The sequence below is a fragment of the Pseudomonas sp. ASL9 genome (assembly GCF_056680335.1).
In genome coordinates this window covers 352,771-374,543 of sequence record NZ_CM155277.1, presented here as the reverse complement: position 1 = coordinate 374,543, position 21,773 = coordinate 352,771, and the positions used below count along the sequence as shown (strand labels likewise).

18 protein-coding genes and 1 pseudogene are annotated in these 21,773 nt (G+C 57.6%); 12 read left to right on the top strand and 7 right to left on the bottom strand.

Annotation, left to right across the window (positions count from 1 at the left end):
• The first annotated feature begins 36 nt into the window (after positions 1-36).
• The 3 genes from AC1ME2_RS01710 (at position 37) to AC1ME2_RS01700 (ending at position 3,534) form a co-directional block, all read left to right on the top strand.
• Positions 37-2,313 (top strand): PAS domain-containing sensor histidine kinase, encoded by a 2,277-nt coding sequence (locus AC1ME2_RS01710; RefSeq protein WP_480438932.1) that lies wholly within the window; start codon positions 37-39, stop codon positions 2,311-2,313.
• A gap of 4 nt (positions 2,314-2,317) precedes the next feature.
• Positions 2,318-2,953, top strand: coding sequence for a response regulator transcription factor (locus tag AC1ME2_RS01705; protein ID WP_480438931.1), 636 nt, complete (start codon positions 2,318-2,320; stop codon positions 2,951-2,953).
• 137 nt (positions 2,954-3,090) lie between these two features.
• On the top strand, positions 3,091-3,534 hold the full coding sequence (locus AC1ME2_RS01700) for a CopD family copper resistance protein (RefSeq protein ID WP_480438929.1): 444 nt from the start codon (positions 3,091-3,093) through the stop codon (positions 3,532-3,534).
• An 11-nt stretch (positions 3,535-3,545) separates the two neighbouring features.
• Here AC1ME2_RS01700 and AC1ME2_RS01695 read toward each other — a convergent pair whose 3' ends face one another.
• The 6 genes from AC1ME2_RS01695 to AC1ME2_RS01670 all read right to left on the bottom strand — a co-directional run bounded on the left by AC1ME2_RS01695 (position 3,546) and on the right by AC1ME2_RS01670 (position 8,866).
• Entirely contained in the window at positions 3,546-4,916 is a 1,371-nt protein-coding gene (locus AC1ME2_RS01695) for a 4Fe-4S binding protein (RefSeq protein ID WP_480438927.1), read from the bottom strand.
• Positions 4,913-5,767 carry an FTR1 family iron permease gene (locus AC1ME2_RS01690; RefSeq protein WP_480438926.1) on the bottom strand — a complete coding sequence of 285 codons (855 nt, stop codon included), beginning with the start codon at positions 5,765-5,767 and terminating at the stop codon, positions 4,913-4,915. Before AC1ME2_RS01690 ends, AC1ME2_RS01695 begins: the two co-directional genes overlap by 4 nt.
• A 23-nt stretch (positions 5,768-5,790) precedes the next feature.
• Positions 5,791-6,120, bottom strand: a complete 330-nt coding sequence (locus AC1ME2_RS01685) for a cupredoxin domain-containing protein (RefSeq protein ID WP_480438925.1) — start codon at positions 6,118-6,120, stop codon at positions 5,791-5,793.
• A 47-nt stretch (positions 6,121-6,167) separates the two neighbouring features.
• The gene (locus AC1ME2_RS01680; protein WP_480438924.1) at positions 6,168-6,698 is read right to left on the bottom strand and encodes an iron transporter; all 531 of its coding nucleotides are present in this window, start codon (positions 6,696-6,698) and stop codon (positions 6,168-6,170) included.
• Between the two features lie 130 nt (positions 6,699-6,828).
• On the bottom strand, positions 6,829-7,461 hold the full coding sequence (locus AC1ME2_RS01675) for a response regulator (protein ID WP_480438923.1): 633 nt from the start codon (positions 7,459-7,461) through the stop codon (positions 6,829-6,831).
• A 46-nt stretch (positions 7,462-7,507) separates the two neighbouring features.
• Complete coding sequence (locus AC1ME2_RS01670) at positions 7,508-8,866, bottom strand: cache domain-containing protein (RefSeq protein WP_480438922.1); 1,359 nt, start codon at positions 8,864-8,866, stop codon at positions 7,508-7,510.
• Positions 8,867-9,110: 244 nt separating this feature from the next.
• On the opposite strand from AC1ME2_RS01670, the gene AC1ME2_RS01665 reads away from it, so the two are divergent.
• From AC1ME2_RS01665 to AC1ME2_RS01650, 4 genes and pseudogenes are all read left to right on the top strand, one after another.
• On the top strand, positions 9,111-11,171 hold the full coding sequence (locus AC1ME2_RS01665; protein ID WP_480438921.1) for a carbon starvation CstA family protein: 2,061 nt from the start codon (positions 9,111-9,113) through the stop codon (positions 11,169-11,171).
• A gap of 27 nt (positions 11,172-11,198) precedes the next feature.
• Positions 11,199-11,396, top strand: a complete 198-nt coding sequence (locus tag AC1ME2_RS01660) for a YbdD/YjiX family protein (RefSeq protein WP_219059949.1) — start codon at positions 11,199-11,201, stop codon at positions 11,394-11,396.
• Positions 11,397-11,603: 207 nt separating this feature from the next.
• Positions 11,604-11,771 (top strand): annotated as a pseudogene (locus tag AC1ME2_RS01655) (transposase domain-containing protein); the annotation flags it as partial.
• A 153-nt stretch (positions 11,772-11,924) separates the two neighbouring features.
• Positions 11,925-12,212, top strand: coding sequence for a YciI family protein (locus tag AC1ME2_RS01650; protein ID WP_480438919.1), 288 nt, complete (start codon positions 11,925-11,927; stop codon positions 12,210-12,212).
• 189 nt (positions 12,213-12,401) lie between these two features.
• Here AC1ME2_RS01650 and AC1ME2_RS01645 read toward each other — a convergent pair whose 3' ends face one another.
• Positions 12,402-12,515 carry a transposase gene (locus AC1ME2_RS01645; RefSeq protein ID WP_480438918.1) on the bottom strand — a complete coding sequence of 38 codons (114 nt, stop codon included), beginning with the start codon at positions 12,513-12,515 and terminating at the stop codon, positions 12,402-12,404.
• A 491-nt stretch (positions 12,516-13,006) separates the two neighbouring features.
• On the opposite strand from AC1ME2_RS01645, the gene AC1ME2_RS01640 reads away from it, so the two are divergent.
• From AC1ME2_RS01640 to AC1ME2_RS01620, 5 genes are all read left to right on the top strand, one after another.
• Positions 13,007-14,044: a zinc-dependent alcohol dehydrogenase family protein gene (locus AC1ME2_RS01640; RefSeq protein WP_480438917.1), complete on the top strand. Its 1,038-nt coding sequence runs from the start codon at positions 13,007-13,009 to the stop codon at positions 14,042-14,044.
• A gap of 37 nt (positions 14,045-14,081) precedes the next feature.
• On the top strand, positions 14,082-15,350 hold the full coding sequence (locus tag AC1ME2_RS01635; RefSeq protein ID WP_480438915.1) for an acetate/propionate family kinase: 1,269 nt from the start codon (positions 14,082-14,084) through the stop codon (positions 15,348-15,350).
• A 102-nt stretch (positions 15,351-15,452) separates the two neighbouring features.
• On the top strand, positions 15,453-17,636 hold the full coding sequence (locus AC1ME2_RS01630) for an ornithine decarboxylase (RefSeq protein ID WP_480438914.1): 2,184 nt from the start codon (positions 15,453-15,455) through the stop codon (positions 17,634-17,636).
• A gap of 103 nt (positions 17,637-17,739) precedes the next feature.
• The gene (gene potE / locus AC1ME2_RS01625) at positions 17,740-19,059 is read left to right on the top strand and encodes a putrescine-ornithine antiporter (RefSeq protein ID WP_480441948.1); all 1,320 of its coding nucleotides are present in this window, start codon (positions 17,740-17,742) and stop codon (positions 19,057-19,059) included.
• Positions 19,060-19,203: 144 nt separating this feature from the next.
• The gene (locus AC1ME2_RS01620; protein ID WP_480441946.1) at positions 19,204-21,705 is read left to right on the top strand and encodes a phosphoketolase family protein; all 2,502 of its coding nucleotides are present in this window, start codon (positions 19,204-19,206) and stop codon (positions 21,703-21,705) included.
• Positions 21,706-21,773 lie beyond the last annotated feature (68 nt).

Genomic DNA, 21,773 nt, shown 5'->3' with positions numbered 1-21,773 from the left:
CGAGTATATCCTTGGCCACACTTACAAGGACCCGCGATGACCCCAACCCCCGTTCGATTGCACAGTTGGTTGCGCCTGCAACGCGAGGGCGTGTCTCTGCCTACACGCGCCGATGCCTTGTGCCGGGTGTTTCAGGACTGCCCAGGGGTGCGCCAGGCGGTATACCTGAGTTGGCAACCGCGAGCGCGCATTTATAGCCATGAAGGGGCCGCCCAGCATTTGCCACCGGGTCTGGGAGACCCTTTATTGGCCAGCGACCAGTTGTTGTTCGACCGCCTGGCCGAGGAAGGGCGCCTCGATCTGGATCAGGTACGGCAGCTCAATTGCTGGCTGTCCGGTCGTCTGCGTCGTGCGGCTATCAGCTATGGTCAGGTATTCGATCTTGCACTGGAGCCGGGGCAAGCCGGGCTGCTGCTGGTGGAAGTTTGCGAAGGGGTGAGCCTGGACTGGCTGGGCTGGGTACAAGATCTGTTGGCGACGCTGTTGAGTGGCGTCAACGGCATGCAGCGAGGTTCGCCGCTGCTTGGCCTTGATCCGCAACCGAGCCTGCTGCTGGATGCGCAGGGTCGCCCGTTGGAGCTCAATACTGCTCTGTTGGCCTTGCTCGCCGAACGGCCTTTGAGCGATGTGCTGAACTTTCTGCCGGTTAACCAACGGGTACTGATACGCGCTTGTCTCGAACAACAACGTGCCATCGAAGGGGTCGAGGCGCAGTTAGATGACCGGATATTGATCTGGACCTTTATTCCTGACCTACAGGAAAACCGTGTGTTTGCTCGATGCCGGGAAGCTACCGCACAGGTGCTGGCCGAGCGCGAGGCGGCCAAGGCGCGGCGGCTTTACAGATTGATCATCGAGAACACTACCGACCTTATTTCCCGGCACACACCGGATGGGTACTTTCTGGATGCCTCGCCGGCGTCCTGGACGTTGCTCGGCTATTGGCCCGAAGAGTTGCGTGGGAAGCCGGCCCAAGGTTTATTCCATGCTCAGGATCTGGCCGGTCTGGTACAGCGTGCTCGGGATGCCCTGGAGCAGGACGGTTATCACACCATGACCTACCGCATCCGTCATCGTGCAGGGCATTACCTTTGGTTCGAGACGGCCAGCCGCGCGATCCGTGAAACCTACACCGGTGCGGTGGTCGAGGTGGTCAGCGTGTCGCGCGATATTACTGAGCGTGTGCAGGCCGAGGAAAACAAGCGGCGTCTGGCTGAAGTGGTGGAGGCCAACACCGATCCGGTGTTGTTCATCGATCCCAATGGCCAGGTCACGTATCTGAACCCCGCCGCGCGACGTATTTTGCGTCTGGGCGAGCAACAGTCGATGCCGGCTCTGAGCGATTTTTTTGCCAGCGACGACTTGGCGCGTCTGCAACGGGAGGGCTGGAGCACTGCGGAGCGCGATGGCTCCTGGAACCTGGAGACGCGGCTTCAGCCGCCGAGCGGCGGTGCTTCGGTACCGGTATCGCTGGTGCTGCTGGCTCACCGTTCTGCCGGGGGGGAGCGTTACTACTCATTGGTCGCGAGGGACATGACTGAGCATGAACTGCGCGAAGTGCAACAGCGCCACCATCAGGACGAATTGGCGCACACCGCGCGGCTGGTGACGCTGGGTGAACTGGCCTCGGGTATCGCCCACGAAATAAATCAGCCGTTGGCGGCAGTGGTCAACTATGCCAATGCCAGCCAACGTTATTTACAGGCCCTGGGCACAAACCCGCAGGCTGCCGAACGGGTAGCCCAAGGCTTGGAGCGCATTACCCTGCACGCCAATCACGCGTCGGAAGTGATCAAGCGTTTGCGCGCATTCCTGCGCAAGGGCCAGCGGCGCATGCAGGCGCTGAACGTCGCCGAAGTCGCCCGTGAGGCGGTGCGTTTGTGTGCCTGGGAGGCGAGCAATTGCCAGGTGACTATCGAGGAGCGACTGCCCGATAATCTACCGCTCGTTTATGCCGACCGGGTGTTGTTGGAGCAGGTGTTGCTCAATCTGTTGCGCAACGCCATCGACGCCAACCGCGAGGCTCATCCGGGACAGCCTTCGAAGATTGTGCTCGTGGCTGAGCGGGCCAATGACGGACGGGTAGAGATCAGCGTGCATGATCAAGGTCCCGGCGTGAGCGAGTCAGCGCTGGAGAACATATTCACCCCGTTTTACACCAGCAAAGTCGATGGATTGGGATTGGGGTTGTCCATGAGCCGCAGCATCATCGAAGGATTTGGTGGTGAATTGCAGGCTCAGCGCGTACCGGTCGGGCTGTTGATGCGTTGCTACTTGCCGCTTGTAGGCCCCTTAAAACAACAGCAGGAGTGAATGAATGACAAGTGTCGCGGAGCAGGTGGTCTATGTGGTCGACGACGATCAAGGCATGCTCGACTCAACCGTCTGGTTGTTGGAGTCGGTGGGCCTCAAGGCATTGCCATTTACCAGTGGCAGCGCCTTCCTTGACGCATGCGATGCTCGACTCAACGCCTGCGTGCTGCTGGATGTACGCATGCCCGGCATGGGCGGGTTGAATGTGCAGGAAGAGATGCGCGCACGTGAACTGCATTTGCCCGTCATCTTCGTCAGCGGGCACGCAGACGTGCCGATTGTTGTGCGTGCGTTCAAAGCGGGCGCCCATGATTTCATCGAAAAGCCCTATAACGAACAACTGCTGCTGGACAGCGTGCAACAGGCGCTGGGCAGCTTCGATGCAAACCGCTCCGGCAGTCAGGGCCATGCACAGTTGCAGGCTCGCCTGCTCACGCTGACGCCACGCGAGCGCGATGTCTTGCTGCCGCTGGTGCAGGGTTACACCACCCGCGAAATCGCCGAGCAACTGGGGGTGAGCGCAAAAACCGTGGACCTTTACCGATCACGGGTGATGAAGCGCATGCAGGCCGACCACCTGCCGGAACTGGTGGGCATGGCCATAGTGGCCGGAATAGTAGACCCGCTGAAGCTGCGTTAAGCCAAGGTCATTCCGTGAACACTTGATTCAGGACAGGGCGCTATCGCGCCAGTAGCGAGATCCTGTCTTGGATTTTACGGAAAGCACCGCTAGCGGTGCGCCGAGTGAAATCCTGTCACCCCGAATTCGAGAAGACCATGAGCTATCCCATCCTGCTGACCCTGCACCTGTTTGCCGCACTGATCTTCATCGGTACGGTGTTTTTCGAGGTGCTGATCCTCGAAAGCGTGCTCAAGCAAATGCCGGCCAAGGCGATGATTATGGTCGAGCGGGGCATTGCTCTACGTGCCCGAAAGCTGATGCCTTGGGTCTTGCTGATTCTGTTTGGCGCCGGATTGGGCATGGTCTGGCAGCGCTACCTGCCAGTGCTTGCCACACCGTTGGCGTCTTCTTTCAGCCTGTTGTTGACGCTGAAAATCATCCTGGCCGTCAGCGTCCTTGGGCATTTTCTCACCGCCATGTTCCTGTTAAAAACCGGGCGGATGAATGCGCGTTACTCGCGCTTTATTCATCTGAGTCTGTTCTGCCATATGATCGGGATCGTGATCCTGGCCAAGGCAATGTTCTACTGGCATGGCTGATCGGCGTGTCCTCAATGCCAACCCCAGAATTGCAACCACCAGCCATACCCTACCAACAATGCCGCCAGCGCCACGCAGCCAGCACCGATTGACCGGCGCAGGCCTCGCACGCCGTGGCGACTCAGTACTTTCCAGCCGAGCATCAGGCTCCATAGCATCATGCTGACCAGTAGGGCTGCGCGGACGGGTTGTACCCAGGCCAGCAGCAGCCCTTCATAGCGCAGAAGCTTGACCGTGGTAGCGGATAACCCCAGAAATAAACCACCGGCGCCGAGCGGAGTCAGGGTCAAGGCCAGGGTCGGATACAGAGACGGGTGCCCGGCAGCCTTGGCGGCCAATCGCAACAACAGTCCTAACCCTACGCCGAACAACAGCGAGGTTGTGCCCAGGTAGATCAGGATGGAAAAGCCATCGAGCCACGTAAACGTGTCGCCGACCTCGGGGTAGTGCGTAAGCAGCCACCAGGGCGCATTGTCCTGCAAGGGGCCGAGCAGATTGCGTTCGATCAACCCGGTTGCCAAGTACTGTTTGAGATCGACGAACCAGGGGCTGACCGTCCATTGGAAAGCGCCCATGGCCAGTCCGATCACGCCAAACAACAGTAAACGAGCGTCCCACGGCGATAGGGTTTCAGCCTGGGTTTGCAGTATTTCCTGATTAACGGATCGGGCAAGCAACTGGACGGCGCCGCGTTGTCCGCTGCAGCGTCCGCAGGCATGACAGTCAGTGGCCCCGCGCATGCGCCGGATATCCAGAAGCGGGGCACAGTTGGGCGGCGGCAGGCGCGGTGCCAGGTTCTCTACCCAGCGCTGTTCATCGACCTTGAAGTGCATCGGCGCCAAGCGCGCCAGCAAGGCAAATACACCGCTGACGGGGCATAAATAGCGGCACCAGACGCGTTTGCCGCGAGCAAAAAACAAGCCCGCCGCCATGGCCGCCAGGGTCGATCCGCCCAAAATCAGCAGGGCTGCCTGGGCGTAGTCGTAGACGCTGATCAACTGGCCATAAACAGTGGTCAGACAGAACGCCACGGTGGGCCAGCCACCCCAACGCACCCAGCGCGGTACGCCACGACCCAGACCATACTGACTGACCCATTCGCTCAGCGAGCCCTCCGGACAGAAAACCCCGCACCACATGCGACCGAACAACACGATCGAGAGCAGGACGAAGGGCCACCAGATGCCCCAGAAGAGAAACTGAGCCAAAAGCGTCAGGTTGCTCAGGATACGCGCCTGGCTGGCAGGTAACGGCAGCAGCGCGGGTACGACCAGCAAGACCGCGTAAAACCCCACCACCAGCCATTGCAGGTAGCGAATCAATCGTCCGTGTCGACGCAGCGCATCGCCCAGTAGGCGCAGTGCGCCATTGAGGCTGCTCATGCCGGGACCGCGACAGTTCTTGGGGCCTTTCGGCGCAGCCAGTAACCGGCGACCAACCAGTACCCGGCAAAAGCCACCAATGTCGCGGCAGAGGGGGTCGCTCTATAACCGGTGAAGCTGGCCAGGATCGAGCCAAGTCCCTGGGTGTCACTGAGGCTGGCCGAGGTGTCCCAGACGGCATTGCCAAACCAGCTGTAGAGGCGCTCGGGTAGATCCATGCTCATCAATTGGCCGCTGATGCGGTCGAGTCCAGCGACCAATAGTGCGGCACCCAGCAGCAACAGAATGGCTTCGCTGAAGGCAAAAAACCGCCGCCAGGAAATGAACCGACTGCTGGCTTGCAGCACCAGGAAAGTCAGGAGCGCCAAGGCCAGCCCCATTGCACCGCCCGCTGCGAACAAGCCTAAATCGGCCCCGTGTTTGTTGATGCCCAGGCCATAGAGGAACACGACGGTTTCACTGCCCTCACGCCCGACCGCGAGCATCGCCAATATCAGCAGGCCCCAGCCACCGCGTTTATCCAGACTGGCGTCAACGGTCTTGCGTAGCTCTTGCTTGAGCGTAGGGCCGTGCTTGCGCATCCAACCGACCATTTGCAGAATCAACAGGCTGGCCGTCAGCACCAGCGCCGCTTGAAACCATTCTCCGGCAGGTCCGGCCAAGGCTTCGCCGGCAAACAGGATCAGCAATGCCAGCAATCCCGACAAGGCCACGCCGAGAATGACGCCACCCCAAAGGTAGGTCATGGCCCGGCGGCGCTCAGTCTGCTGGTTGATCCATGTCTGCAAAATGCCGATGATCAGCAAGGCCTCGACGCTCTCGCGCCAGACGATGAACATCGCCTGATTCATTTAATACTCCTTGTCCCGCCGCTTCATTTGGCGAGGATGCCGCCCTCGGGCAGCTCACGATGGAAATCATCGAAGAACGGGTAGTGACCCGGCCGCAAGGGATGAATAACCACGAACGTCGTCACCCCGGTCGCGAGCACTTTCTCCACCCGCAAGACGGTGCTTTCAAATTCCGCCGGACCTTGCCCCAGGTTATGCAGAACGATTTTGAAGCGTTCTCCGGCAGGGACTTCGATCAAGGCAGGGCTGAATTGCCCGTCCCGAATGGTTAGCTCGTAGGTCGGCAATTCGGCGAAGGCGGTCAAGGGCATGCCAAGGGCAAGCGACAAGCAGATCCCCCCAACGCGTGACATACCGGACCTCCCCGGAGACGTGACAACTATCATTGCGTCCGGCGTTTTCAATAGCCGCCTTTCTTGCCGATACCGGCATAGGTGAACGTGTAGTGCAGCTCACAGCGCGCGAACCAAGGGGCTACGCCGGTTTCCTTGTCCGTGTGTCGACCAAACATGGAGCGGCCATCGGGGGGCAGAACGATGAGCGTCAGTTGATAGTTGCCAGGGCCCTGCAGTTTGGCGTTGTTGCCATAGTGCGGCCCGTCGTTGGCGACCATGGCGTGAAAATCACCCTTGAGAGGCGCTTCACCGCCTTGCTTGGCGAGCTCGAAGGTCACATTGAGGTAGGGCACGAAACTGCCTTCCTGAAAGCCCTGGCGATTATCAGCAAGGGCCCGGATATCGGATTCAAGATGGACATCGGAAGTCGCCACCGAGCGCATCATGCCTGCCGGTTCCATCTCGATCGGTTGCAGGTAGACAGCGCTTATTTCCAGGCCTTCACATTGCTGCGGCGCGCCAATAGGGTATTCCTTGGCGTGGGCAACGGTGGTGAGTAGCGCTAAACCTAGCGAAAATGGAAAGATTGCTCGCATCAATGTCTTCCTCTGAGCCGTAAAACTGTGGACGCAGAGTTTAGGAAGATTTCTTACGAACAGTAATGATTCTCGTCAATTTTTAGATTGATCGTGCCGCTTATTGTTGCGGTGGATTGACGCAGGCGTTTCAACGCGACAGCAGGCCGTGTTCCATGGCGTATTTGACCAGGCCGGCCGGTTTGTCGACCTTCAGCTTGCGCCTGATGCTCAAACGATGGGTTTCAACCGTGCGCACGCTGATAGCGAGTTCTCGGGCAATGGTCTTGTTATTCAGACCCTGCGCCAGCCCGATGAGCACTTGGCTTTCTCGCGGAGTGAGCTCGGTTTCATCTGGTTTTTTGGTGGCCAGTTTAAGGGCCACTTCAGCGCTGTAAAACGTCCCGCCGGTAGCGATTGCCTCGATCGCCGCGATGATTTCCTTTGACGGTGCGTTTTTCAGCACATAGCCACTGGCGCCTGCCCGAATAGACGTGGCGATGTACTCATGATTGTCGTACATGCTCAGGATGAGGATTTTGATGTCCGGGTATTGAATGCGCAGCAGCCGGGTAAGCTCCAGGCCGTTCATGTCTTTCAAGCCGATGTCGACCAGCAGAATATCGGGTGAGACCCGACCACAAAGATCGAGCGCTTGAGCGCCATTCTCAGCTTCGCCGACGACTTCGAACGAAGGCCGGACAGCCAGCAGTGCGCGTACGCCATCACGCACTAAAGAGTGATCGTCCACCAAGGCAATACGGATAGGGTATGAGGTGTTCATGATCGCACTCTAATTATTGGGATGATTCTTGGGATCGTATTGATAACTACGCGAGCGAGCGAAGGCGGGTGGGCAGGGTAATGATCAGTTCGCTTCTGCCAGGGACCGACGACAGGCTGAAATGGCCGTTGAAGTGATCAACGCGCTCGCGAATGTTGCGCAAGCCGATTCCACCTTGCATCTCTTCGAGCCGATGGGTCTTGAATCCGACGCCATCGTCGCACACCGATAGTCTGACCTGGACCGGGTCACCCTCCAGATCAATGTATACATTCTTCGCTTTGGCGTGACGTTCGATATTGGTCAGTGCCTCCTGGAGGATTCTGAACAGTGCCACGGGGGTGCCATCGACCAGTTGGACGTCGCCGAGGTTATTTTCATAGTGAAGGGTCAAACCGCTTCGCAGTTCGAACTCCGTCACCAACTGGGCGACGGCGGGGGCCAACCCCAGTGTGTCCAGCAGCGAAGGGCGCAGATCATGGGAAATGCTCCGGACTTCACCTATTGCGTCCGCCAGTCGGTCTATCCCTTGGCGAAGGATATCCAGGCCTTTTTCGCGACCCGCCTCCAGTTCGAGGGCAGCCAGTTCGAACTGAAACTTGATTGAAACCAATACCTGGCTGATGCCGTCGTGCAGTTCGCGCGAGAGCCGTGATCGCTCTTCTTCCTGAAGGCTGACAATGCGCTGAGTCAAACCCTGTAGTTTTTTATCGGCCAGACGATGTTCGCTGGCGTTCAAGGTCAGCCCGCACGCGAAGACCAGCAACACGGCGACGAGGGCCACGACGCCGATGGCGAGCATGGTGGTGTAGATGCCCCTGGCAACTTCTTCGCGTGCCTGATGGGTGGCGCGCTCGACGTCCTCAAGGTAAATCCCGGTGCCCAACATCCAGCCCCAGCGGTCGAGCATGACGACGTAGGCCAGTTTGTCGGTGACTTGTCCTGTCGAGGGTTTTTCCCATGCGTAATGCTGAAACCCATCGCCGGACTGTGCGCTTTTCAACAGCGCCTGAATGACCGGCAAACCATGGGGGTCGGTCATGCTCCACAAATCTTTGCCCACCAGCGTGGCCTGACGGGGGTGCATCAGGCTACGGCCGTTATGGTCATAAACGAAGAAGTAGCCGTTGATGCCAAAACTTAGCTTTGCCAGCTCATCAAGGACTTTTTGCTTGGTTTGCTCATCGTCCCGACCACTCTCATACAGCGGCGCAAGCGCGCTCATGGCCATTTCTACGTAGTTCTTCAGCTCCGCACGCTTGCTGGCCAGAATGCTGTCTTCAATCAGCTGCGCTTGCTGTTCACCCAACCGCTGGTTCTGAAAGATGACCAACGCGCTGATGACCGCGACGGCCAATATCAGCGGGAGGATGCCCAGGGCGACGATCTTGTATTTGAGTTGCATGACGAGTGGAATCCAGGCTGACGAGCTTGCCTACAGGGGCTAGGTACCGAATATCGAGCGACTTGACGGCACATGGTAGCCGTGTCGCGCGGCAATTGACCCACGTAGTTCTACGTAGAAGCCTTAGTAGTACTGCGGATGTCTATGGTCGCGATCTACGTGGATAGTAGTGATGCCCTGTTTTACCGGGCATAACAATAACAATTATCGCCGCTGGGCCATGGTCCTCGGCAGGAGACCCACAATGACTCGACTGACCAAACATCTAGCTTGGTTCGCCGTTGCCTGCTTGGGGGCAATTGCATTGGGTGTCGTCGCGCTGCGCCGCGGTGAAGCCATCAACGCACTCTGGATCGTGGTCGCCGCCGTGGCGATTTATCTGGTTGCCTACCGTTATTACAGCCTGTTCATTGCCACTAAAGTGATGCAGCTGGACCCCAATCGCGCCACCCCTGCGGTCGTCAATAACGATGGTCTGGACTATGTGCCGACCAACAAACATATTCTTTTCGGTCACCACTTTGCGGCCATCGCTGGCGCCGGTCCTCTGGTCGGTCCCGTGTTGGCGGCGCAAATGGGTTACCTGCCCGGTACACTCTGGCTGATTGCCGGTGTGGTGTTTGCCGGTGCGGTGCAGGATTTCATGATTCTGTTCCTGTCCACGCGGCGCAACGGTCGCTCCCTGGGCGAGATGGTGCGTGAAGAAATGGGCAAGGTGCCTGGCACTATCGCCTTGTTTGGTTGCTTCCTGATCATGATCATCATCCTCGCGGTGCTGGCGCTGATCGTGGTTAAAGCACTGGCGGACAGCCCATGGGGCATGTTCACAGTGTTGGCGACGATCCCGCTTGCGATGTTCATGGGCATCTACATGCGCTACATCCGCCCAGGTCGCATCGGTGAGATCTCGCTGATTGGTGTGATTTTGCTGCTGGCCTCAATCTGGACCGGCGGGCAGATCGCTGCTGATCCGGTCTGGGCCAAAGCCTTCACCTTCACCGGTATACAGATCACCTGGATGCTGGTCGGTTATGGCTTCGTCGCGGCGGTATTGCCGGTCTGGCTGCTGCTGGCACCACGGGATTACCTGTCTACCTTCCTGAAAATCGGGACCATCGTCGCCTTGGCGATTGGCATCCTGATCATTGCGCCCGAGCTGAAAATGCCGGCGCTGACTCAGTTCACCGATGGCACCGGCCCGGTCTGGAAAGGCGCGCTGTTCCCATTCCTGTTCATTACCATTGCCTGCGGTGCGGTGTCTGGGTTCCACGCGTTGATCGCGTCGGGTACTACGCCGAAACTGCTCGACAGTGAAGCTAACTCCCGTTACATCGGCTACGGCGCGATGCTCATGGAGTCCTTCGTGGCGATCATGGCCATGGTGGCGGCTTCGGTGATTGATCCAGGCGTGTACTTTGCGATGAACAGCCCGGCGGCGATTGTCGGCAGCGACGCAGTCACGGTTGCGCAAACCGTCAGCAGTTGGGGCTTCGCTATCACTCCTGATGCGCTGATCGCGGTGGCTAAAGACATCGGTGAAACCACCGTGCTGGCCCGTGCCGGCGGTGCGCCGACCCTGGCGGTCGGTATCGCGCAGATCCTGCACCAGGTGCTGCCGGGCAAAGACACCATGGCGTTCTGGTACCACTTCGCGATTCTGTTCGAGGCGCTGTTCATCCTCACGGCCGTGGATGCGGGGACCCGCGCCGGTCGGTTCATGCTCCAGGATTTGCTCGGCACCTTTGTGCCATCGCTTAAACGCACGGATTCGTGGCCTGCCAACCTGATCGCAACGGCTGGCTGCGTGGCGATGTGGGGTTACCTGCTGTATCAAGGCGTGATCGACCCATTGGGCGGGATCAATACCTTGTGGCCGCTGTTCGGCATCTCCAACCAGATGCTGGCGGGTATCGCGCTCATGCTCGCGACCGTCGTATTGATCAAAATGAAACGCCAACGCTACATCTGGGTCACCCTGCTGCCTGCAGTGTGGTTGCTGATTTGCACCACCATGGCGGGCTACATCAAGCTGTTCGACCCAAGCCCGGCGGTCGGCTTTCTCGCGCTGGCGACCAAGTACCGCACGGCCCTGGATGCGGGTCAGGTGTTGGCGCCGGCCAAGACCATCGATCAGATGCAACATGTGATCTATAACGCCTATACCAACGCTACCTTGACGGGTCTGTTCCTGTTCGTGGTGTTCAGCATCATGTTCTATGCGGTCAAAGTCGGTGTTGAAGCCTGGGGCAGCAAAGAGCGTACGGACAAAGAAGCGCCATTCCAGGCGCTGCCGGATGCACAATGACCCCCGGCTTCAACGGAGGAGCTGGCTATGTTCAATGACCTGAGTCGCCTCGGGAAATACCTCGGTCAGGCTGCGCGCCTGATGGTAGGCATGCCTGACTACGACAATTACGTCGAGCATATGCAGATCACGCACCCCGATAAGCCGGTGATGACCTACGAAGCGTTTTTTCGTGAACGCCAAGAGGCTCGTTACGGCGGCAAAGGTGGCCCGAAGTGCTGCTGAACCCGTGATGGACTGTCGTATTTGACCCCGCGCGCCACGCCAGTCGTGGCGCGTTTTTACGGTGGCGGCAACGGGCAGTCTCCCTCGCTGCTGCTGATTGATCGGTCGCGGTAGGAGTAGCCCTCCTTAAATTAACCCCATTAACTCCACCGGTTGAAAAAACGAAACCCTTCCATCCACCGGCAACCCAACCTTCACCGCCACCTCATGCGCAGCGGCAAACGGGCTGCCGCGATCATGAGTTTGATCCAGTCGGCGCGACTCAATGGGCATGATCCGTATGTTTATTTGAAGGACGTCCTCACACGCCTGCCGACGCAGCGCGCTATTGAAATTGCCGAGTTACTGCCGCATAAGTGGACGCCTGCTTTATGACGCAAGGTGTTATGGGCATAATGGGGCGGTATCTGCGGTTCCCAGCCGCAGGCGTTGGTCTATTCACTGTGCAAGGCTGCACTCAACGGCCTAGTGCAACAGCTGAGTAGGACAAAGGTGACTTTCTAACTGCCCTAGAGGTCGTGATAAGCAATGTACATCGTAGATCTAACATATCTGAAAACCATTGATGTAATTGAAGTTTATCTAGAGGCACATCGCCAGTTCCTTGACGAACAATACACTCAGGAGGTGTTTCTAGCGTCCGGCCCCAAAAATCCACGCAACGGTGGAGTAATCATTGTAAGCGGTCGGGTCAGCCGCTCAGAACTGGACGCGATACTTGCAAAAGATCCGTTCCATCAGAACGGTATAGCCGTTTATAGCGTCACTGAGTTCGTTCCGGTTAAATCTCATCCCGCATTGAGCGGGATTTTGTAGCCACTTCGGCCCCAATTCGCGACGCATTGATTCTATGGGCTCAGTGGCGAGCCAGATGTAATCGATGCGGATCATCAGGTTAATCCGCGCACAAATCGAACGCACCCTTCGGGATCCGCGTTTCATGTCCGTAGGGCACCTCAAAGCTGATCGATTGTTCAGGGCTAGCCTGAACCTTCGGTTCCAGCTTTAAGAGTCTGGCAAATGGGTGGAAGCCACATCGCGATAAAGCGGCATCCATTTGCGCACGACATTGGCATTGATGTCGTGGCTCATCGCGACCCGCGTAATCAGGCTGAACATAACGTTCACTTAAATTGCGCGGACACGATCGCCATTAGTGTTGGGATCAGAAAGGTGTGTTGGCCGGACGGTTACTTTTTAAACGATTAAAAAGAAGCTTTATAGGAGGCCTCGCCGCGTCTTCGACGCTGCACTGTCGCGCAGCAAACGGACCGATTCGCAGCCTTCGGCAGCTCCTACAGGGGGTCAGCGTTTGGCTGAAAATTTAATAACATTTATTTTTTATTTTTTATTTTTCAATTAGTTACTGTTTGATAGGAGGTCATGTTGATCATGCCCCCCCCCGGTTTACTGACCCAGATCAACCGTCACAAAATCCAGCCTGCTATAAATACCAGCCTATGCTGCACATAAAATTCGGGTTTCGGGTCGACAAAGGGGTGAGGTTTGTCCCTTGAATGGCGTTGACGTTGAGAAAGTGAAACACCCAGTTGACGTGCCGACAGGGAGCCCAATGTGATGGTTTACGCCTTAGTTTAGGAGTGACATTAGTGAAAGCTCTCGTTTATCAAGGTCCTGGCCAGAAATCCTGGGAGGACAAAGCAAGCCCTGTCATCGAAAAACCTACAGACGCTGTTGTGCGAATCCTGCACACCACCATCTGTGGCACTGACCTGCATATCCTCAAAGGTGATGTTCCTGCCGTTACCAAAGGACGCACGCTGGGCCATGAAGGCGTGGGCGTGGTGGAGGAGGTGGGTTCGGCTGTCCGTAACTTCAAGAAGGGCGATCACGTACTGATTTCGTGTGTCACTTCCTGCGGCAGTTGTGCCAACTGTAAGCGTCAACTGTATTCGCACTGCGCTGATGGCGGATGGATTCTGGGTCACTTGATTGACGGTACCCAGGCGCAACAGGTGCGTATTCCGCACGCAGACAACAGCATGTACCCGATACCTGCTGGCGCCGATGAAGAAGCGCTGGTGATGTTGAGCGATATTCTGCCCACGGGTTTTGAGATAGGTGTGCTGTCGGGCAAGGTTAAGCCGGGTGATTCAGTTGTCATCGTGGGTGCAGGCCCGGTCGGCTTGGCTGCATTACTGACGTCCCAGTTCTATTCTCCGGCCATGTTGATTGTGGTGGATGCCGATCCAAATCGACTGGAAGTTGCCATGCGATTCGGCGCCACTCACACCATTGACATCAACGTGGAGAATGCTGTTGAGCGAATCTTTGCATTGACTGATGGGGTGGGTGTGGATGTTGCCATCGAAGCGGTGGGTATTCCCGCGTCCTTCGATACCTGTCAGGAGGTGATTGCTCCGGGTGGGCATATTGCCAACGTGGGTGTGCATGGCAAAAGTGTCGAGCTGCATCTGGAAAAGTTGTGGATTCAAAACATCAATATTTCCACCGGTCTGGTCAACACCAATACCACCCCGATGTTATTGAAAACGGTTCAATCCGGAAAAATAGAGCCGGGCCAGCTCATCACTCATCGCTTCAAACTTGACGAGATCCTGCAGGCGTATGAAGTTTTCGGCAACGCGGCCAAAGAAAAGGCTATAAAAGTGATTCTGTCTCAATAGAGCGTTTTCGATCACGGTCCGACACCAAGGAAATCGTATGGATGATCAGGGACGCGTCCCATTGCGTCCGCCTTCCGAGGGCGTGTTGCTTGTCATGAACGCAGGTTCTTCAAGCATCAAGTTCTCGATCTACCCATCCGCGCTGGATGATCAAGGACAACCCGTGGCCCGCGGCCACGGGAGTCTGGAGAGGCAGGGCAACGTGTACCGGTTACGCTTTCGCGAAGTGGCCGGTGATGCGGAGGTCGAGGAGCAATGGCCGCAGGCGGACGAGTCGGTCACGGACGAGACATTGGGCCTGTTGGTTGAATGGATCGAACGTTACACCGACGACACATTGGCGGCCGCAGGCCACCGGATCGTGCATGGCGGTGAACGAAAGGAAGTCGCCCTGCTGATCGATTCGACGGTATTGACGGAAATGGAAGCGCTGATACCGATCGCGCCCTTGCATCAACCCCTGTGTCTGGCCCCCGTGCGTTATCTGGCGCGTGAGCACCCTTTACTGCCGCAAGTGGCCTGTTTCGATACCGCGTTTCACCACACATTGGATCGCCTGGAAACCCTGTATGGACTTCCCCGTGCGTTGAGCGAAGAGGGGATACGTCGTTATGGGTTCCATGGTCTTTCCTACGAATACATCGCCAGTGTCTTGCCGGGCTACGATCAGCGTGCGGCGGCGGGTCGAACCATTGTCGCCCACCTCGGGAATGGCGCCAGTGTGTGCGCCCTGCGTGGGGGCCTTAGCTGCGCGACCAGTATGGGGTTCACCACGCTGGACGGCATCCTCATGGGCACTCGTCCAGGCCAGCTTGACCCAGGGATTCTGCTGTACCTCTTGCGCGAACGAGGCATGAGTGTCCAGGCGCTTGAGCATTTGCTTTATCACGAATGTGGCTTGCTCGGTGTCTCGGGCGGTATTTCCAGCGACATGCGTGAGCTGTCCGCCAGCCAGGCCCCTGAAGCCAAGGAAGCCATTGACCTGTACGTGCACACCGTCGTGCGTGAGATAGGGGCGTTCGCTGCCGTGCTGGGCGGGCTGGATGCGCTGGTGTTTACCGGTGGCATTGGCGAACACGCGGTCGCTGTGCGCGCCGGCATTCTTGAGGGCTGCGCCTGGCTCGGACTGGACATAGATGAGCAGGCAAACCAAGCGCACGGGCCTTGCCTGTCGCACCCCGACAGTCGCGTGGCGGCCTGGGTGATTCCCACCGATGAAGACAACGTAATCGCACGTCATACCTTGCAGTTGTTGCACACCAACGGCGACTGTCAGGCCGTACGAAAGAAAACTAAAAGTTATTGAATTAACGACGCCCGATACGCTCCATTCCAGAGTGACTGAGCAGTGACTCATCCGCGTGCGGGTGCGAATGGATTGACAACGTAGTGGCATTAAGGAAAAGCGATGAAACAGTTGAAAGTGGCTTCGAGCGTTGCTGCACAGGCCAGTTTTTTGACCTCGCGACAAGTAGTAGGTTTTGATCAAACCGATTTAACCGACATTGCTGCTGCCGTTCTTACGGCTGAAGACGTGCGCCATGGCCTGATCGAAGTTATTAGTAATTCCGGGTTCGATATTCCTATTTTCTTTGCTGTTACCGCACAAGACAAATTCTCTCGTGACACGCTTCCTGGCATTGACGATGTGTTGATGCAGATCAGTGGCGTGTTCGACTTGGGCAGCGACACGGCCGAGTTCTATGGTGACAAGCTGGAAACCGCCGCCCGTCAATATGAACAGGATCTGCTGCCACCCTTTTTCGGCGCACTCAAACGCTATGAGGAACTTGGCAACTCAACGTTTGCTTGCCCCGGCCACCAAGGTGGACAGTTCTTTCGAAAGCATCCTGCTGGACGTCAGTTTTTTGATTTTTTTGGGGAAACCCTGTTTCGCTCCGACCGCTGCAACGCCGATGTGGAGATGGGTGACCTGCTGATCCACGAAGGCGCGCCGCTGGCCGCCCAACAACGTGCCGCTCAGATTTACAACGCGGATAAAACTTACTTCGTCCTTAACGGCACCTCGGCTTCAAACAAAGTCGTGACCACGGCTCTGCTGACGCCGGGGGATGTGGTGCTGTTCGATCGCAACAATCACAAGTCGGTGCATCAAGGTGCTTTATTCCAGGCAGGCGCTACGCCGCTTTACCTGGAAACAGCGCGCAACCCCTACGGGTTTATCGGCGGCATCGACGCGCATTGCTTTGATGAAACGTATCTGCGTGAGCGTTTGCAGGAAATCATGCCCGAAAAGGCCAATGCGCCAAGGCCCTTCCGGCTGGCGGTGATTCAGTTGGGCACTTACGACGGCACGATTTATAACGCCCGTCAGGTGGTCGACAAGATAGGCCATCTCTGCGATTACATTCTTTTCGACTCGGCATGGGTAGGCTACGAGCAATTCATCCCGATGATGCGTGACTGCTCGCCAATGTTGCTGGAACTGGGCCCTGACGACCCCGGCATTTTTGTGACTCAGTCCATACACAAACAACAGGCCGGCTTCTCTCAAGCGTCGCAAATCCACAAAAAAGATCGCCACATCAAAGGGCAGGACCGTTACTGCAATCACCATCGCCTGAATAACTCGTTCATGGCGCAGGCGTCCACCAGTCCGTTTTATCCGCTGTTCGCCTCGCTCGATGTCAATGCCCGCATGCACAGCGGCCGCAGCGGCCGGCGTTTGTGGAGCGAATGTGTACGTGCCGGCATTGAGGCGCGCAAGTTGGTGATGGACAACTGCACATTGATCAGGCCATTCGTGCCGCCGACGATTGATGGCAAATACTGGCAGGATTATTCCACCGACGAGATTGCCAGCAATCTCCGGTTCTTCATGTTCCATCCCGATGAACGCTGGCATGCGTTCGAGGGGTATACCGAGCAGCAATACTTTATTGACCCGTGCAAGTTGTTGTTCACCACCCCGGGCATCGACGCGGTCACCGGTCAATACACGAGCTTCGGGATCCATGCGGGCGTCCTGGCGACCTTCCTGCGCCAGAACGGCATCGTGCCGGAGAAAAGCGACCTGAACTCGATTCTGTTTCTGCTGACGCCTGCCGAAGGCAAGGCCAAGATGCACCACCTGGTGGCCGAGATTGCCCGGTTTGAACGGTTCATTAAAGAAGACGCGCCGTTAAGTGTCGTATTGCCCGGTATTTATGCTGCGCACGAAGCGCGCTACAAGCACTACACCATTGTTCAGTTGTGCCAGGAAATGCATAACCTGTATGTGGGGCATAACGTCAAACAGTTGCAAAAAGAGATGTTTCGGCAGTCGCACATGCCGGCTATTGCAATGGGCCCGCGCGACGCCAATCTGGAGTTCATCCGCGGCAATGTCGAGTTGATTGCTCTCGAAGAGGCGCAAGGGCGTATTGCCACAGAGGGCGCATTGCCTTATCCGCCAGGCGTGCTGTGCGTGGTACCCGGTGAGGTGTGGGACGGGGCAGCGCTGAAGTATTTCCTCGCACTCCAGGATGCCATTAATCAATTCCCGGGGTTCAACCCTGAGTTGCAGGGCGTGTACCTGAAACAGGAAGACGATGGTCGCCTACGGGCTTATGGCTACATGCTCAAGCAGTAACGACTTACCCGTGTGGACGCCCGCCAACCGGTGAGGCGTGTCGATTTCAAATGTCGTTTCGGGCAGTAAAAAGGGGTAGAAAGTGGGTACTACAGTTAAAAAGATGAGCGTCGTGCAGTTGACGGTGCTGACGGCCGTCAACATGCTCGGGTCGGGCATCGTCATGTTGCCCAGTAAGTTGGCACAGGTCGGAACGATCTCGATTTTCTCCTGGATCGTGACCGCCCTGGGTTCGCTGGCACTGGCGTATGCGTTTGCCAAATGTGGCCGTTTCAGCCGCAAGGCCGGTGGGATGGGTGGGTATGCCGAGTACGCTTTCGGGCGCTCGGGTAACTTCATGTCCAACTACACCTACGGTGTGTCGCTGCTGATTGCCAATATTGCAATCGCCATTACGGCGGTGGGCTATTCGGTCGTCCTGTTCAATACAACGCTGTCACCCGTGGCCACCGCCGTAGCAACCATCGCGCTGCTTTGGGTGACGATGTTTGCCAACTTCGGGGGCGCGAGGATCACCGGTCAGATTGGTAACGTCACCATTTGGGGGGTCATCCTGCCTGTGGTTGTCCTTTCGATCATCGGCTGGTTCTGGTTCGACTTCTCAACCTACCGGGCGGCCTGGAATCCTCACAACATGCCGTTTATGCAGGCGGTTGGCTCCTCGATTTCGATTACGTTGTGGGCATTCCTGGGGCTTGAATCCGCGTGTGCCAACACCGATGCCGTCGAAAACCCTGAGCGTAACGTGCCCATCGCGGTATTGGGGGGCACCTTGGCCTCAGCGGTGATCTACATCGTCTCGACCAACGTCATCGCCGGCATGATTCCCAATGCCGACCTGGTTGCGTCGACCGCACCCTTTGGCCTGGCTTTTGCCACGATGTTTACGCCCTTGGTGGGCAACATTGTCATGGGCTTGATGATCGTGGCCTGTATTGGCTCGTTGCTGGGGTGGCAGTTCACCATTGGCCAAGTGTTCAAAAGTTCGGCCGATGTCGGTTACTTCATGAAAATCTTCGGCAAGGCGACCAAAACCGGCACACCTGTCGCCGGTATGCTGGTGCTGCTCGCGTGCCAGACCGTGTTGTCGTTCATGACCATCAGTCCAGACCTGAGCGCGCAGTTCGATCGGCTCGTTAACCTGGCGGTAGTGACCAACCTGGTGCCTTATCTGATGTCGATGGCTGCCTTGATGACGATTCAGAAGGCAGCAGGTATTACCCCGCGCCAAGCCTTACTGGCTAATGCTGTCGCCTATATCGCCGCTGCTTACAGCTATTACGCGCTCTACAGCTCCGGTGCTGACGCAATGATGCTGGGCGGCATTGTGACGATGCTGGGTTGGACATTGTATGGCACCGTCGCTCGGCGTTTCCTGAAGGAAGAACATCCTCAGTTCGTCAGCGATAAATTTCCGGTCTGATAGCCAGAAATACTAAAGGGTGGCAGAAGGCATGCAGTTGCCTTCTGCCGTGCAACCAGAGTGCTCTTGAGGTTATGAAGACACGCCTTGAGTGCGATTGATCTGCTGTTGTGGAAGCTTTACAACGCCGCCCATGGAGTCGCCATGTATACCTTTAACCCATTGTTTTCCAGTGCGGATAAGCCATCAGACGTCCCGGTCATGTCGCGTGCACCCATCGGTACCGGACCGCTCTCGCCCGATCTGCTCGACCGAATGAATCGCTACTGGCACGCCGCTAATTACCTGTGCGTGGGCCAGATCTACCTCAAGGCCAATGCGCTGTTGCGGGAACCCTTGACGGCCGAGCACATCAAGCCACGCCTGCTGGGGCACTGGGGCACGTCTGCGGGTCAGAACTTCATCTATGTGCACTTGAACAGGCTCATCAGTGAGCAGCATGTCCAGATGGTTTATATCTCCGGACCTGGGCATGGCGGCCCTACGCTTAACGCCTGCGCCTGGCTGGAAGGCACCTACAGTGACGTGCATCCCGATATAACGCCGGACGAGGCGGGCATGCTGCGGTTTTTCCGCAGTTTCTCAACCCCTGGCGGCGTGCCTAGCCACTGTGGTCCGCACACGCCCAATTCCCTGCATGAAGGCGGTGAGCTCGGTTACTCACTGGTGCATGCCTTCGGCGCCGCGTTCGACAATCCAGACTTGCTGGTGACCTGCGTGATTGGTGATGGCGAGGCCGAGACGTGTCCACTGGAAGGCAGCTGGAAAAGTATTCGTTTCCTCAACCCCCTATACGACGGTGCAGTACTGCCCATTCTGCACCTCAACGGCTACAAGATTTCCGGCCCCACCGTGGAAGCGCGCACGGACGATGCTGACCTGATCGAGCTGTACCGTGGACGCGGTTATGAGCCGATTATTGTCGCGGGCGATGATTTGCCGGGTATGCACCAGCGGTTTGCTGATGCCCTGGACACGTCTTATGCCGACATACGTAACCTCCAGCGCCGTGCGCGGAGCGACGGTCTGGTCGAGCGTTCGCGTTGGCCGATGATCATTCTGCGCAGCCCTAAAGGCTGGACCGGACCGAAGGTGGTGGACGGCCTGCCAGTCGAAGGTACGTTCCGTGCGCATCAGGTGCCGCTGGCCAACGTGATCCAGAACCCAGGACACCTGGCCCAGCTCGAGGCCTGGATGCGCAGTTATTCGCCCCAGACGCTGTTTGATGACAATGGCGCGCTGGTGCCTGAGCTGAGAGCACTGACCCCGCCGGCTGCGTTACGGATGGGCGCTGTTCCCCATGTCAATGGCGGCCGAGTGCTGACCGCGCTGGACCTGCCCAACTTTGCCGACTACGGCCTGGAAGTACCAGGGCCAGGCGAAGTGATCGCTGAGGCACCGCGCAAGCTGGGTGAATACCTGCGTGATGTGATTCGCTCCAACCCCAGCAACTTCCGCGTGTTCGGACCGGATGAAACCAACTCCAACCGACTCAACGCCGTGTTTGAAGCCACCAACCGAACGGCGGCGGGGCCGGTACTCGAGATCGACGATCACCTTGCGGCCAATGGCCGGGTGATGGAGGTGCTCAGCGAGCATCTGTGTGAGGGCTGGCTGGAGGGTTATTTGCTTACCGGACGCCACGGCATGTGGTCGACCTATGAGGCCTTCGCCCAAGTCGTCGATTCCATGGTGACGCAACATGCCAAATGGTTGCAGCAGAGTCGCGAGTTTCCGTGGCGCCGTCCTTTGGCCTCGCTCAATATCCTGCTCACCAGTCACGCGTGGCGCAACGACCACAATGGTTTCAGTCATCAGTCCACCGGTTTTGTCGACAATGTGCTGCAACGTCGCTCCGACGTGGTGCGCGTTTACTACCCGCCGGACTCCAACTGCCTGGTCAATGTGTTCGACCACTGCTTGCGCAGCCGCAATTACGTGAACGTGGTGACCTGCGGCAAGCAACCGGATTTTCAGTGGCTGGATTTCGACGCGGCGCTGAAGCACTGCTCACAAGGCGCCTCGATCTGGACGTTCGCCAGCAGTGATGAGGATGGCGATCCTGATGTGGTGTTGGCGTGCGCCGGCGATGTGCCGACCACCGAAGCGGTGGCCGCAGCATGGCTGCTGCAAAAGCACGTGCCCGGCATCCGCGTGCGGCTGGTCAATGTCGTGGATCTGGGCATTCTCAGCAGCCCGGAAACGCGCCCTCACGGCATGGATCAGGTGTCTTTCGAGGCCTTGTTTACGCGTGAAGCGCCGGTGATGTTTGCCTTCCACGGTTCTACCTGGGTCATCCATTCCATGGTGCATGGCCGGTCAAACGAAGCCCGCTTCCATGTTCGTGGCTTCTCCGATCGAGGCACCACGACCACGCCATTCGACATGGTGGTGTTGAACCAGATGAGCCGTTATCACCTCGCTATCGACGCATTGAGCCATGTGCCGCGCCTGCGCTCGCACAGCCTGGACGCGATGAGCTATTTCGAAAGCCAGTTGCGCAAGCATCACACCTACATCCGCGAGCATTTCGAGGACCTTCCCGAGATACGCAATTGGCACTGGACCGCTGACTTCAGCCAGCCGGACAGCCCGGCACCCTTGGCCAAGGGTCATACAAGAGGCCAGACATTTACCGACGCCTGACCGGCTCCGATCACCGGCCACACCTTGGGTGTGGTCGGCCCTATTTGCCCCCCGTTCATATAAGGGCC